The sequence below is a fragment of the Vagococcus humatus genome, assembly GCF_003950325.1.
Taxonomy (GTDB): domain Bacteria; phylum Bacillota; class Bacilli; order Lactobacillales; family Vagococcaceae; genus Vagococcus_C; species Vagococcus_C humatus.
The window spans coordinates 841,743-855,767 of the sequence record NZ_PXZH01000001.1 but is presented as its reverse complement, the minus strand read 5'-3'; the positions used below and the strand labels follow the sequence as shown (position 1 = coordinate 855,767).

Here is a 14,025-nt window from a genome sequence, read left to right as displayed (position 1 = left end):
GAGAAAGGGTCAATTTTGACCCTTTTTTCATATCAGAAAGTAAAGGATTAAATATGGATTTAAGGAAAAGACATCAACTTCATCAAGCAGTTGACCGAGGTATAAGATGGTTGATTGCAGGACTGGTACTATTATTTATTTTGTATCCTTTTATCATGGTATTTAAAGAAGCCTTAATGTCAACTAATCATTTCATGACAGTTTCTGAGATGGGAGAATTTGTTTTAGCTAATCAATCTCTTATTAAAAATTCGTTGTTGGTAGCAACGACAACTTCGATTTTAGCCACAACTTTATCAGTTGGGATAAGTTTGTATTATTTTTTAGCACCAAATTGGTTGCAAAGAGGGCTAAGTCTTTTATTTATGATTACCATGATTTCCCCACCTTTTGTATCTTCCCTTGCTTATATTCACTTATTTGGCCGAAGGGGATTTATCTCTCACCAGTTACTTCACCTTACTTGGAATCCTTACGGGGCTCACGGAATTATTATGATGCAAACTTTAGGGTATCTCTCTTTGAATACTTTATTGCTAATTGGTTTTTTAAAAGCAATGGATAAATCTGTTGTGGAAACAGCTCAGTCTTTAGGAGCAGATACTAACCATATTTTACTAGATATTATTTTACCTCTTATGCACCGCGGGATTGTTATTGTTGCTTCTTTAACTTTTATTAGAAGTTTAGCAGACTTTGGGACGCCTAGTATTATTGGGGGTTCTTTTAAGGTGTTGGCTACAGAAGGATATTTAAATGTTATTGCTAGAGGTAATATCCAAGAAGCAGCAAGGATAAATCTATTGATTTTTATACCAGCTATGCTTGTTTTTATTTTATACACTCATTATCTAAAGGATTTGACTAACAGAGATCACGGTAATCCTGCAGGTAAATTTTCATTAAGACGTCAAGGCTGGTTGTTTCAACTAGTCCGTGTAATCTCTATTCTATTGATTGGTGCTCTTATTTTACAATACTTATCGATTATTATGAACGGCTTCACAGTTAGGTATCAAGGAAAATCTAGTTTATCTTTGGCTAATATTTATGAAAGTCGGCCTTATATTAGTAGTACCTTTATCAGAAGTATTGTTTATGCTCTGATTGCCGGTGTAGTGGGAAGCTTTTTAAGTTTTACCTTAGTGTATTACAGTCAAGTTAGACAGATAAAATGGATGAAATGGATTGATTTTATTGCCATGATGCCTTACATCATGCCAGGAACATTTTTTGGATTAGGTTATATTTTTGCTTTTTCTAAATCCCCTCTGAAATTAGTTGGGACTTCTTTAATTGTGGTATTAAATGTTACCTTTAAACAACTTGCCTTTGCTACAAAAATGGCAAGTGGTAGTCTAAGCCAAATTAATCCAGAACTTTATCAAAGTACCCATGATTTAGGTGGCAGCTATTTGAACGAGTTGAAAGATGTGGTCTTTCCTTTAAGTAAAGAAGGATTATACGTTGCCTTTATTAACGGATTTACCTCTACTATGACAACAATTGGCTCGATTATTTTCTTAATTTATCCTAGTCAAAAAGTGGCTACCTTAGTTTTGTTTGACTTAGTTCAAAGTGGGAAATATCGTTTAGCTTCTGTGATAGCTTGTTATATTATGCTGATTTGTTTAACAGCGAATGGGTTATATTATCTAGTATTAAAATGGATGAAGAAGGTGAGAGGAAATGTATCTATCCGTTAATCATTTAAGTAAATGGTATGGGGATTATGAAGCATTAAGAGATATTACATTTGAAGTCAAAGAAGGAGAGTTACTAGCTGTTTTAGGGCCGAGTGGATGTGGTAAAAGTACCTTATTAAGATGTTTAGGAGGATTTGAACCTGTTCAATCAGGAGATATTTATCTTAATCATGAAAGAATTACAGATTTACCCCCAGAACTACGGCCAGTTGCCACAGTGTTTCAATCTTACGGCTTATTTCCTCATATGACTGTGTTAGAAAATGTGAAATACGGGTTGAAATTTTTATCTCTAAGTCGACAAGAAGCGACGAAAAAAGCGTTAGCTATGTTAGAAAGAGTGGAATTGGCTCAATATGCTCACCAGGCTATTCATGATTTAAGTGGTGGTCAACAACAGCGTGTAGCTTTAGCCAGAAGTTTGGTGATTGAGCCTGATTTATTATTGTTAGATGAACCATTATCTAATTTAGATGCTAAGTTACGGGTTTCAATGAGAGAAGAAATTAAACGAATTCAGCAGGATTTACATATTACGACTATTTTTGTGACCCATGATCAAGAAGAAGCTTTTTCAATGGCAGATACTATTTTGCTCATGAATCAGGGAAATGTGGTTCAAACAGGAAGTGCTATTGATATTTATGAGCATCCTGCTGAGGTGTTTGTACTAGATTTTATAGGTAAAAGTAATCTATTAGCTGAAAATTGCTACGTTCGACCAGAAAAAATTAGGATGGGTTTACCAACAAAAAATCAACCAGCTCAAGGTGAAATTTGCCAAGTGGTCTTTAAAGGTGAGATAATAGAGTATGATATCCATTGTTTTGATGGTAGCAACTTGTCTGTTGTGACGTTAAATCAGTCAGACTATTTATTTCAAGTAGGAACTAAGGTGTGTTTATCTTATACAGAAAAAACATTAGGAGGCTAGTCATGAAAATTTTACACATTATTGCACAGTTACCTAGTAAAACAGGAAGTGGCGTTTATTTTACGAACATCATTAAAAATTTATCCCATACTGCTGAACAAGCTTGCGTTTATGGCTGTTTTTCCGATTATGACTATGAAGTGTTACCAAAAGATAGACAGTACCCTGTTCTATTTCCAAATGAAGAGGCTCCTTTTTTATTACCAGGGATGAGTGACGTTATGCCTTATCCTAGTACTGTATACGGTGAGATGACAGAAGAGATGATTGAGCAGTGGCAACGGGTTTTTGAGAAAAAAGTTAAAGAGGCTTATGCCGATTTTCAACCTGATATTATTATCTGTCATCATTTGTGGATGTTAACTTCTTTAGTTAGAAGTTGGTTTAAAACGGATAAAGTTTATGCATTTTGTCACGGTACTGATGCTAGACAAGCTGAACAACATCCTCAATTAAAAGAAAGATATGTCAAAAATTTAGGAGAGTTAGATCAAGTTTTCTCTCTTAGTTCTTTACAAAATCAACGTATTTCAGATATTTTTAATATTCCATTAGACAAGATACAAGTTATAGGTGGAGGCTATGATGAAACTATTTTTTATCCTCCTACCAATAAAACTAAAAATGAATGTATTGAAGTAGTTTATGCAGGGAAAATATCTCAAGCAAAAGGAGTTTTTCAATTAGTAGAAGCTTTTGAACAAATTATTAAACGTCATGCTTTTGCTAGGTTATCTATTATTGGTAATGTTGGCCCAGAAGACCAAGCTTGGTTTAAACATTATACCGATCGTTATCCGCAAATTAGAGTGTTTAATGTAGACAATCAAAGAGCTTTAGCAGATTGTTTTAGACAGGCAGATGTTTTTGTGCTACCGTCTTACTTTGAAGGATTAGGTTTAGTAGCTATTGAAAGTTTAGCTTGTGGAAACCGAGTGGTAGTAACGGATATTCCTGCTTTAAAACAGCAATTAGGAGAGCAGGTCAATGACAGTGGTGTAATTGAATATGTTTCTTTACCAAGACTTTATAATAAAGATGAACCTTATCCAGAAGATTTAGAAGATTTTAGAAGACGATTAGCCAATGCTTTATGTAAACAAATTATTTTTGTTGAAAATGAGCAGCCAATTGATCCGGCTATTTTTGAAAAAATAGAAGAAAATTCTTGGTCACAATTAATAAAAAAATTATTGCCTTTTTTAGTTAAATAAAACACTAAGTAGCTCAGTTAATTGACTGGGCTACTTAGTGTTTTAATCAGAATTAATGTGTGGTAGGTGTTTTTCTAGCTTCTTTTTCAAAGTGTTTAATTAAACTCAAGGTGTAATCAATATTAGGTTGTGCTTCTTCGTTGAGTAAATGAATGGATCCATAAGTGCGTTGGATTAAAGTGGCTTCTTCTTCCGTTTGCTCTGATAAAGGTTGAGAGAAGTAATCTGCTTCTTGTTTAAAACTAGACTCTGCATAGGTATTAATTGAATTTAAGTCAGAAAAAATAATATCTAAGCTTTGAGCAATAAGAGCTAGTTGTTTATTGTCAACATCTACTCCTTGTTTTTTGACTAACTTTTGTAGCTGTTTTTGTTGTTTTGACATTTCTTTTTGAATTTGAGCCATATCAGCTAATAAAGCTTGCCTTTTTTCATAATTAGCATAAACTTCTCCTTCTTTGTTGTCATAAAGGGAGTCTGTTTCATCTTTTTCTTCTTTTAAAGTAAGTTGGTCTTGTTGGATAGCTTCAGGCAAGTCTTGCAGAAGTTTTTCTAATGTTTGATAATGTTTCTTTTGAGCTGTTAATTGTTCTGTTAGTTCTGTGTTGGTTAATTTAGCCATTTCTAGTTCTTCTGTAATACCACAACTTATTAAAAGAAATAACAGTGGAATAAAGAAGAGTACGAGATAGGGTGTTTTTTTCATAAGCGTTCCTCACTTTCTTTTTACTCTTAAAGCTAAACTAGATAAGCATAAAAATTATGTTAACTAGCATGTTTATTCAGAGTAAGTGACGATTTTATTCAAATAGTCGGATTTTTTTATTTAATAAGACAGGCTAATTATAACGTAGAACAAAATAAAAAAGCAACAGCACAAAATTGAATTAAATTATCGGAAATAAGCTCAAAACATGATATGCTATAAGTTAGAATGGGAGGGGTGTCTATGAAAATTGGTATGCGAACCATAAAAACCGCGATTAGTGCTTCTTTAGCCATTATCTGTGCTCAATTTTTTGGTTTATTATATCCAACAGCTGCAGGAATTATTGCGCTACTGAGTGTGACTAACACAAAAAAATCTTCCGTTTATGTAGGAGTATCTCGAGTAGGTTCTCTCGTTTTAGCTACAAGTTTAGCATTTATTTGCTTTCATTTATTTGGCTACAATGCGGGAGCTTTTGGCGTTTATTTGCTGTTTTTTATTCCTCTTGCAGCAAAATGGCATATGCCTGAAGGAATACCAGTTAGTTCGGTTTTAATTACCCACTATCTAATTGAGGAAAGAATGGATGTAGCTATTATATCCAATGCTTTTTTCTTGATGTTTTTAGGTGTTGGTTTTGCTATATTAGCTAACTTATATATGCCAAATATGGAGAAACAATTGCGAGATAATCAACAAGAGATTGATAAAAAAATCAGACATTTGCTCCAAAGTATGGTTGTTCATTTGAAATACCCAACACAAAAATTTGAAGGTGAAACCTATTTAATCGAGATGGAAACCTTGCTAAAACAAGCAGAAAAGTGGGCAAAAAACCATGGGGACAACAGTTTCTTTTCTAATGATAATTACTATTTAGACTATTTTAATATGAGAAAATTGCAAGTAAGTATCTTGAAACAAATGACGATTATCCTGACAAGTCTAGAAGTAGCACACACACCAGTGGCACCTACTGTTGAGGTGTTAGCTTACGCTTCTCAGACTTTTGCAGAGGAAAATGACGGTCAAAGTATTTTAAATAAAATCGACCAAACTTTGCAAAGTTATAGTCAATCTTCTCTACCTAAAGATAGAGAAGAATTTGAAAATCGTTCGAAATTATTTCAATTTCTACATGAATTTCACCGATTTATTGAAGTGAAAGCCGATTTTTATGAGGAACATCAGCCAACTGTTTTAGAGAAAATGAAATTGTCCAAAGAAGGACCTGAAAACTAGATGCTTTTTTTTGAAAGTCATTGTAAAATACATAAATGAGGTGATAGAGATGCATCAAGCATTAGTAATGATTATTATGGATGAAATATTGAGTCAATTTGAAAGTGAAACAGTTTTTTGTGAAAATTATTTAACTATTCCTCTAGCCGATTGGAACAGATGGAAAGCTGGATTAAAACCTTTAGATAGTGAAAAAATGCAAAAATTAAAAGCGTTGTTTTCAGATTATGAATGGATGCTTATTCAAAAAATCATTCGTCAAACCATTTTATTCCCAGAGAAACGACATATTGTGGTGTCTGAGTATCGCCGAGTTAAAACGTTAATAGCCAATAAATGGATCCAAACAGGTAGTGCCGAGGTAGAGTTGATTACGCAAAAGAATAGTCGGAGTCAATACTGTTATGGTAAACTAGCACAAGGGACTATTACGCTAAAAGTATCATTAGAATACGAAGGTTGGGGATATGATGATATCTTAGAATTTAGACTACCAGCTGTGGTACAAAAACAAATTGAAGATGCTCCAATTGATTTACTGGAGTGGGTAAATGAAAATTTAACAGATACTTATGTGGCTAAAGAAGCCGTTGAAGAGGATGGAGAAGCGTAGAGAATGTCCAAAAAACTATTAAGTCTGATTGGTATCTTAACCGTGATTTTTTTAGGACTGATATTCTTTATGCCAGATGAAACTTTGGTTGTTGGCAAACAAGCTCAGCCAAAAACTCAGACAGTCAAAGAAAACAAGTCGTCAGACAAAGACAAAAAACAGGCAATGGCACTGCCTTCTGTCAAATCCACGGATTGGAATTTAATTTTGGTGAATGATACTCATCCGATAAAAGAAGAAAACAAACAATTAAAGTCCTTACCTAATGGTTATGAAGTGGATGAGCGTGTGTTACAACCTTATTTAGACATGGAAGCCGCTGCTAAGAAGGACGGAATCCAATTAACAGTGATTTCAAGCTATCGTTCGGTAGCCTATCAAGAACAGATTTATAAAGAAGCTTATGACAGACATATTAATGAAGGGCAAACCCCTGATGAAGCTAAAAAATCAACAGCTGCTTATATGACTACACCAGGACAAAGTGAACACCATACAGGTTTAGCTTTAGATGTGGTAGATCAGGATTGGTATAATAGTGGACAAGGCTTAGAAGAGGAGTTTATTGAAACCCCTGCAGGTAAATGGATTCAAGCCCATTGTTCTGAGTATGGTTTTATTGTTCGCTATCCGCCAAATAAAGAAAGCATTACTAAAATTAATTACGAACCCTGGCATATTAGATATGTGGGACGAGAAAATGCTGAATACATAACCAAACATCAGCTAGCTCTAGAAGAGTATATTGACTTAATCAGGGAAGAAGAAAAAGTGATGGAAGAAAAGAATCAAAAGTAGGATAACGCAAATAAGGAGTTTTTTAAAATTATGGCAAAAAATAATCGGAAACGTCGCAGAAAAAAAAGTAGTTTTTCTTTTTTTCTTTTTATTGTGTTTTGTGTTGGTAGCGTGTATTTATTTAGTAACTTTTTGTTTGCAGCTCCCTCTGAACCAGTTGAGACCTCTGAAGAAGTTAGTCGGGAAGAATTTATTACTCACTTAGCTCCTCACGCTAAGGAAATTCATGAAAGGCAAGGCATTTTGGCTAGTATTATTTTAGGTCAAGCTATTTTAGAATCTGATTGGGGACAAAGTGAGTTAAGTCAAAAGTATAATAATTTATTTGGTATTAAAGCTTATGGAAAGGGAGATAAAGTTTATCTTAAAACAAAAGAGTTTGTAGATGGTAAATGGATTGAGATATCTGCAGATTTTAAAGTTTACCCTGATTGGGAAGCTTCTATGGATGACCATACTGCTTTATTTTTAAACGGTGTGTCTTGGAATCACGAGATTTACTATCCAGTTATTGAAGCAACCACATATAAAGAAGCAGCCAAAGCACTTCAAACATCAGGTTATGCGACTGATCCAGATTATAGTGAAAAAATTATAAATGTCATTGAAAGTTATGAATTATATCGCTATGACCAGTAAAACCTGAACATTAAATGAAAATTAAATAAAAACATTCATAATTAACTTGCAAATTTACAATAATTGGTACATAATGTAGTCAATTCCATAAATTGTCAGCTTATATATGCTCAAGATTGGTTGAGCGTTTCTACCTGATACCGTAATATCAGACTATAAGCAAATCAAGGCTATTGTTATACCTTTTTTTGCTATTGTCCTGTAATAGTAAAAAAAGGTTTTTTTATTATTAAGGAGGAAGAAAATGGAGTTATTAAAAGAAACAATTCAACAAGAAGGACGGGTATTAGGAGAAGGGGTATTAAAAGTTGATAAATTTTTGACACATCAAATTGATCCTGTTCTTATGCAAAAAATTGGAGAAGAATTTAAAGAGTTATTTCAAAATGAAGGGGTAACTAAAATTGTGACGATTGAATCATCTGGTATTGCTCCAGCTGTTTTTGCTGGATTATCTATGGGAGTGCCAGTTATTTTCGCTAGAAAAGCTAAAAGCTTAACACTTAATGATGAGTTGTTAACAACTACGGTGTACTCTTTTACTAAACAAGTTTCCAGTGATATTTCGATTTCTAATCAGTTTTTAGAGCAAGGAGATAAAGTTTTAATTATTGACGATTTTTTAGCTAATGGACAGGCTGCTTTAGGGTTAGCAGATTTATGTCAACAAGCTGGAGCAGATGTGGCAGGGATTGGAATTGTTATTGAAAAATCTTTCCAAAATGGACGAGATTTATTAATCCAAAAGGGTTACCGAGTAGAATCTCTAGCCCGCATTGCTTCTTTACATGAAGGAGTGATTGAATTTATCGAGGAGGAATAATCATTGGACAAAAAGAACAATGGTAAAGCAGCTCTTTTAGGGATGCAGCATTTACTAGCAATGTACGCAGGAGCAGTGGCCGTACCACTATTAGTTGGTCAAGGATTGGGATTAACAGAAGAACAGATGACCTATTTAATCTCAATTGACATTATGATGTGTGGTATAGCGACTCTGCTTCAACTTACGACTAACCGATTTTTTGGAATAGGCCTTCCGGTAGTGTTAGGTTGTGCCATTCAAGCAGTTGGTCCTCTTATTTTAATTGGCACTACAAAAGGAATAGGAGCGATGTACGGCGCTATTATAGTAGCAGGTCTTTTTATTATCGCTATTTCAGGTGTTTTTTCTAAAATAAAAAAATTCTTTCCACCTTTAGTTACGGGAACAGTCATCACAGTGATTGGTTTGACTTTAATTCCAGTGGCGATTGAAAAAATGGGGGGAGGAAACTTACAAGATCCTTATTTTGGTGATATGAAAAATTTAGGCTTAGCTCTATTTACAATTGTTCTTATATTGTTTGTTCAAAGCTTTGGAAAAGGCTTTTTAAAATCAATCGGGGTTTTAATAGGTCTAGTTGGTGGAACTGTTTTAGCATATTTTTTAGGCATGGTTGATTTTACTGTGGTAAAAGAAGCAACTTGGTTTCACTTTCCAAAAGTCTTTTATTTTGGTAAACCAACTTTTGACTGGAGTGCTAGTCTATTGATGATTGTTATTTCAATGGTTAGCTTAGTAGAATCTACAGGTGTTTATTTTGCTTTGGCAGATATTACTGGTAAAAAAGTTGGAGTCAAAGAATTAAAAAAAGGATATGTAGCAGAGGGGTTAGCGGTTATATTAGGAGGTATTTTTAATACTTTTCCTTATACTGGTTTTTCTCAAAATGTTGGCTTAGTTCAACTATCTGGTATTAAATCTAGACGCCCTATTTATTTTTCTGCTTTCTTTTTAATAGCTTTAGGATTATTACCTAAAGCAGGTGCTTGTGCGCAAATTATTCCTGAACCTGTGTTAGGTGGCGGTATGCTAATTATGTTTGGAATGGTGGCTGTTCAAGGAATGAAAATGTTAGCTAAATCAGATTTATCAGATGAACGTCATTTGTTGACAATTGCTGTTTCTATTGGTTTAGGCTTGGGATGTAATATTGTTCCGACTTTATTTGCTAAGTTTCCTGAAACCTTGCAAATGTTTACGGGAAATGGAATTGTTATGAGTAGCTTTACTGCCATTATATTAAATGTTATTTTAAATCGCAAAGACTACCAAAAAAATGTAACGACTTCCACTATTCAGCAGCAGGTTCAATAAAAAAAGAGTGGAGCTTTCCACTCTTTTTATTTTGACACGTTATCTGTGCATTGGTAAAATAAAGACGCAATCAATAATAACTTTATCAGAAATAAACAGATAAAACTGTTATAATAAAGGTAGGTAAAAACATTGGCGAAATTATTTATACCAGGTCAAACAATTGGCATTATAGGTGGAGGGCATATTGCACGAATGCTAACATTAGCAGCCAAGACATTAGGATTTCATGTAGGAATTTTAGATAGTGAAGAAAACAGTGCAGCAGGACAAATAGCAGATTGGCAAATTGTAGCAAAAGTAACAGATGAGCTTGCTCTTGTTAAATTTGCTGAAAGATGTGATGTGCTGACTTATGAACATGAAAAAATTAGTCTGTCACAATTTAGGCAGCTGCAAAACATTGTAGATATTCCTCAAGGTTTCGACACATTGTCTTTTATGCAGGATCGTTTTTTGGAACGCGCTTTTTTAGAAGAAATAAACATGAATATTGCTCCTTATACCACCATTGTTCAATTTACAGATATTGAAGATTCGATTGATAGTATTGGATTTCCTTGTGTGTTAAAAACAACACAAAATTTTTTAGGTGACAATATGTATCACGTGATGAATAGTATTAAAGACATTAAAGGTTGTTTGCCGCTGATTCATTCAGGGACTTGTATTCTAGAGGCTGTCATTCCCTTTGAACATGAAGTATCTATTGTAGTAGTAGGCAATGGGTTAAATGAGTATAAAGTCTATCCGGTAGCTGAAAATCAGTTGGACGGGGAAAAACAGTGGTATCAGACCCATGTGCCAGCAGTGTTAGATTTAGAAGTGTTAAAAGAACTTGAGAGAGTTGCTTTGACAATTGCTCAAGGGCTACATTTAAAAGGTGTTTTAACAGTAGAATTATTTGTGACGGAAAGTGGTATGATTTATGTTAATCGGTTGATATCTTTACCAATTGAATCGGGTAGTTATACATTAGAAGCTACTAGCTTATCACAATATGAAGCTCATATTAGAGGTATTTGTGGCTGGCCATTGCCAGAAATTAAATTGATCAGTCCTGCTATTACATTAGGGATTCGTGGCGGAGAATTAGCCCGCTCAATTGGTCAAATTCCTTATCATCCAAATTGGTATTATCATTATTATTCGAAAAATAAACAAATATTTAACCAGCTTATGGGCCATGTAACCATTTTGACTCAAGATATTCAAAGTAGTTTAAAAGAGGTTAAAGAGTCTCGTATCTGGATAGAATAAAGGAGCTAATCAAACATGATAGATCGTTATACCCGCAAGGAAATGGGAAACATTTGGACAGAAGAAAATCGTTACAAAGCATGGCTAGAAGTGGAAATTTTAGCTAGTGAAGCTTGGGCAGATCTTGGCGAAATTCCAGCTGAGGATGTAAAAAAAATTCGTGATAAGGCAGATTTTTCTGTGGATAGAATTCATGAAATTGAAGAACAAACGAGACACGATGTTGTAGCCTTTACTCGAACTGTTTCTGAGTCTCTTGGAAAAGAGCGAAAATGGATTCACTATGGTCTAACGAGTACGGATGTAGTAGATACAGCTTATGGCTATTTATTAAAGCAAGCCAATGATATTTTGCGTCAAGACTTACTAAACTTTACAGAAATTATTGGTCAAAAAGCAAAAGAATATAAGTATACTGTTATGATGGGGAGAACCCACGGAGTTCATGCAGAACCTACAACATTTGGGCTAAAATTAGCTCTTTGGTATGCAGAAATGAAACGTAACCTTGAACGGTTTGAGCATGCTGCTAAGGGAGTAGAAGCTGGAAAAATCAGCGGAGCAGTTGGAACATTTGCTAATACTCCTCCTGAAGTAGAGGCTTATGTTTGTGAACATTTAGGCATTCGGGCTCAAGATATTTCTACCCAAGTATTACCTCGGGATCTTCATGCTGAATATGTAGCAACTCTAGCTTTAATTGCCACGAGTATTGAAAAATTTGCCACAGAAATTAGAGGCTTACAAAAATCTGAAACTCGTGAGGTAGAGGAATTTTTTGCAAAAGGACAAAAAGGATCTTCAGCTATGCCTCATAAACGTAATCCAATCGGTTCTGAAAATATGACTGGATTAGCTCGCGTGATTCGTGGCCATGTGGTGACAGCTTATGAAGATGTTTCTTTATGGCATGAACGAGATATCTCTCATTCATCAGCAGAGCGAATTATTTTACCAGATACTACTATTCTACTAGATTATATGTTGAATCGTTTTGGTAAAATTGTGAAAGATTTAACGGTATTCCCTGATAATATGAAACGAAATATGCAAGCAACTTTTGGCTTAATTTATAGTCAACGAGTGTTGCTGAAATTAATTGATAAAGGTATGACTAGAGAAGAAGCTTATGACTTAGTACAACCTAAAACAGCTTATGCTTGGGACAATCAAACAGATTTTAGACCTCTTTTAGAAAAAGATACTAAAATTATGTCTGTTTTAACTGAAGCTGAATTAGATGATGCTTTCAATTATGAGTGGCATTTAAAACATGTGGATACTTTATTTAAACGGGTTGGTTTAGACTAAATAAAAAGATACATCTATCTATTTTAGGATAGATGTATCTTTTTATTGGGAAAAATAAGGAGATGATTTTTTGAGACAAAAAAAAATGGAAGAGAAAGTGTATAAATATATCAAGGGTCGAATTGAAGATGGTTTATTTGTCGCCTATTCTAACATTATTGAAACAGAGATTGCTCAAGAACTATCTGTTAGTCGTTCTCCTGTTCGAAGTGCTTTAAAACGGTTAAAAGAAGAAGGCTTGGTAGAAATCATTCCTTATAAAGGAACGTTTGTAAAGCCAAGAATGTTAACTAAAAAAGAAATAGTCAACCAAATTCAGGTTTTAGAATTATTGGTTATTCAATATATTTTTCAACTGGAAACAAAGTTTAAAGAACTTCCCTTAACACAACTGTGGAAGTTAAATAAAGCTATGACCATTTCTCAAGATTTAGGAGAAAAGCAACAACTAGCTAATCAGTTAATTCATGAATTGATCAGTCAACAAGACAATCAGTATTACCGAGAATTATTGACAGAGATGTTTAAAACAATTATTGAGAGTCAATTAATAGATGAGGAAACATCTGGTAGAAAAAGAATTGCAACGTTTGAAAAACAAATCCCTAAAGTGTTATCTTTTTTACAAAAAAAAGAGTACCCTTACGCTCGCAAAGAGCTACGGATTCTCTTTAATCAATGGAGTCTGGATTTGATTGATGAGCAAGAAGTACATCTAGGTAAATATACTGAAGAAAACAGTTAGGCTAGTCTACTCGCTTAATTTTGATAGTTTTTGGGAATTAAGTTAAGAGTATAGTGACCAGTTTTTTGAACGTACTCTAAACAAAGGGTGGTAACTTTATGGATGGAAGTCGGATACACTTCTCTAAACCGATTGTTTTTAGTAGGGATAAAAGCCAATACTTTGATTAAACTGCCTAAAAAAATGGAACTAGGACGTTGTCTGCCTGTTACCATTCCAGGTCTTAAAATCGTGTAATGGTTTAATTCTTTTTTGATTTCTAATTCCGCATGTCGTTTGTTTAATAAATATCGTTGGGAAATAAATGGGCCTGTTCCATAAGCTGATAAAAAGACATAAGGAATGTTAGGATAATTTTTGAGAGCCTGGACAATGATATGGTTAGGATGTGTGATATAGGTTTCATAGGTCCTGTGTTTATTGGGGTTTTCCTTTAATAAACCAATTAAATTAATCACTCCATGAATATGTGGCAAGTATTGCTCCCACTGATTATGAAGTAAAATATCTTCTTCCACCCAACTTACTTGTGGGTGGAATTTTAATTGAGATGCGACATGTTGGTTACCAGAGCGAGAGACACTAATAAAGTGATGGCCTTGTTTGATGCCTTCTTGAATAATTTGTTGGCCCAAAAAACCACTGCCTCCAAAAATTAATAGACTACCCATAAAATCACCCTTTCTTGTTACCTATAGTATAGCATAACTAGGT

General features: G+C 34.1%; 14 protein-coding genes and 1 riboswitch. Of the genes, 12 read left to right on the top strand and 2 right to left on the bottom strand.

The annotated features are described in order from the left end of the window. The first annotated feature begins 53 nt into the window (after nucleotides 1-53). From C7P63_RS04135 to C7P63_RS04125, 3 genes are read left to right on the top strand one after another with little or no spacing between them, the layout of a single operon-like run. On the top strand, nucleotides 54-1,706 hold the full coding sequence (locus C7P63_RS04135; protein ID WP_125942884.1) for an ABC transporter permease: 1,653 nt from the start codon (nucleotides 54-56) through the stop codon (nucleotides 1,704-1,706). Then, nucleotides 1,690-2,640: an ABC transporter ATP-binding protein gene (locus tag C7P63_RS04130; RefSeq protein WP_125942883.1), complete on the top strand. Its 951-nt coding sequence runs from the start codon at nucleotides 1,690-1,692 to the stop codon at nucleotides 2,638-2,640. The genes C7P63_RS04135 and C7P63_RS04130 overlap by 17 nt, the downstream gene beginning before the upstream one ends. Before the next feature lie 2 nt (nucleotides 2,641-2,642). After that, nucleotides 2,643-3,854: a glycosyltransferase family 4 protein gene (locus C7P63_RS04125; RefSeq protein WP_125942882.1), complete on the top strand. Its 1,212-nt coding sequence runs from the start codon at nucleotides 2,643-2,645 to the stop codon at nucleotides 3,852-3,854. 52 nt (nucleotides 3,855-3,906) lie between these two features. Here the strand turns inward: C7P63_RS04125 and C7P63_RS04120 are convergent, their stop codons facing one another. Then, complete coding sequence (locus C7P63_RS04120) at nucleotides 3,907-4,560, bottom strand: hypothetical protein (protein WP_125942881.1); 654 nt, start codon at nucleotides 4,558-4,560, stop codon at nucleotides 3,907-3,909. Nucleotides 4,561-4,803: 243 nt separating this feature from the next. Here C7P63_RS04120 and C7P63_RS04115 point away from each other — a divergent pair, with 243 nt between their 5' ends. The 9 genes from C7P63_RS04115 to C7P63_RS04075 all read left to right on the top strand — a co-directional run bounded on the left by C7P63_RS04115 (nucleotide 4,804) and on the right by C7P63_RS04075 (nucleotide 13,311). After that, nucleotides 4,804-5,805, top strand: a complete 1,002-nt coding sequence (locus C7P63_RS04115) for an aromatic acid exporter family protein (RefSeq protein WP_125942880.1) — start codon at nucleotides 4,804-4,806, stop codon at nucleotides 5,803-5,805. Nucleotides 5,806-5,854: 49 nt separating this feature from the next. Further along, nucleotides 5,855-6,418 carry a hypothetical protein gene (locus C7P63_RS04110; protein ID WP_125942879.1) on the top strand — a complete coding sequence of 188 codons (564 nt, stop codon included), beginning with the start codon at nucleotides 5,855-5,857 and terminating at the stop codon, nucleotides 6,416-6,418. A 3-nt stretch (nucleotides 6,419-6,421) separates the two neighbouring features. Further along, a complete protein-coding gene (locus tag C7P63_RS04105) occupies nucleotides 6,422-7,216 on the top strand; it encodes a M15 family metallopeptidase (protein WP_125942878.1) in 795 nt (264 codons plus the stop codon). Between the two features lie 30 nt (nucleotides 7,217-7,246). After that, nucleotides 7,247-7,855, top strand: a complete 609-nt coding sequence (locus C7P63_RS04100; RefSeq protein ID WP_125942877.1) for a glycoside hydrolase family 73 protein — start codon at nucleotides 7,247-7,249, stop codon at nucleotides 7,853-7,855. An 80-nt stretch (nucleotides 7,856-7,935) separates the two neighbouring features. Beyond that, nucleotides 7,936-8,031, top strand: a riboswitch (purine riboswitch). 68 nt (nucleotides 8,032-8,099) lie between these two features. Then, nucleotides 8,100-8,678, top strand: coding sequence for a xanthine phosphoribosyltransferase (locus tag C7P63_RS04095; RefSeq protein WP_125942876.1), 579 nt, complete (start codon nucleotides 8,100-8,102; stop codon nucleotides 8,676-8,678). Nucleotides 8,679-8,681: 3 nt separating this feature from the next. Continuing rightward, nucleotides 8,682-9,995, top strand: a complete 1,314-nt coding sequence (locus C7P63_RS04090; RefSeq protein WP_125942875.1) for a nucleobase:cation symporter-2 family protein — start codon at nucleotides 8,682-8,684, stop codon at nucleotides 9,993-9,995. 132 nt (nucleotides 9,996-10,127) lie between these two features. Further along, complete coding sequence (locus C7P63_RS04085; protein WP_243640792.1) at nucleotides 10,128-11,255, top strand: 5-(carboxyamino)imidazole ribonucleotide synthase; 1,128 nt, start codon at nucleotides 10,128-10,130, stop codon at nucleotides 11,253-11,255. A gap of 15 nt (nucleotides 11,256-11,270) precedes the next feature. Then, nucleotides 11,271-12,566, top strand: coding sequence for an adenylosuccinate lyase (purB, locus tag C7P63_RS04080; RefSeq protein ID WP_125942874.1), 1,296 nt, complete (start codon nucleotides 11,271-11,273; stop codon nucleotides 12,564-12,566). Nucleotides 12,567-12,636: 70 nt separating this feature from the next. Next, nucleotides 12,637-13,311: a GntR family transcriptional regulator gene (locus C7P63_RS04075; protein WP_125942873.1), complete on the top strand. Its 675-nt coding sequence runs from the start codon at nucleotides 12,637-12,639 to the stop codon at nucleotides 13,309-13,311. Between the two features lie 14 nt (nucleotides 13,312-13,325). Here C7P63_RS04075 and C7P63_RS04070 read toward each other — a convergent pair whose 3' ends face one another. After that, nucleotides 13,326-13,982, bottom strand: coding sequence for an NAD(P)H-binding protein (locus C7P63_RS04070; RefSeq protein ID WP_125942872.1), 657 nt, complete (start codon nucleotides 13,980-13,982; stop codon nucleotides 13,326-13,328). Between the last annotated feature and the right edge of the window lie 43 nt (nucleotides 13,983-14,025).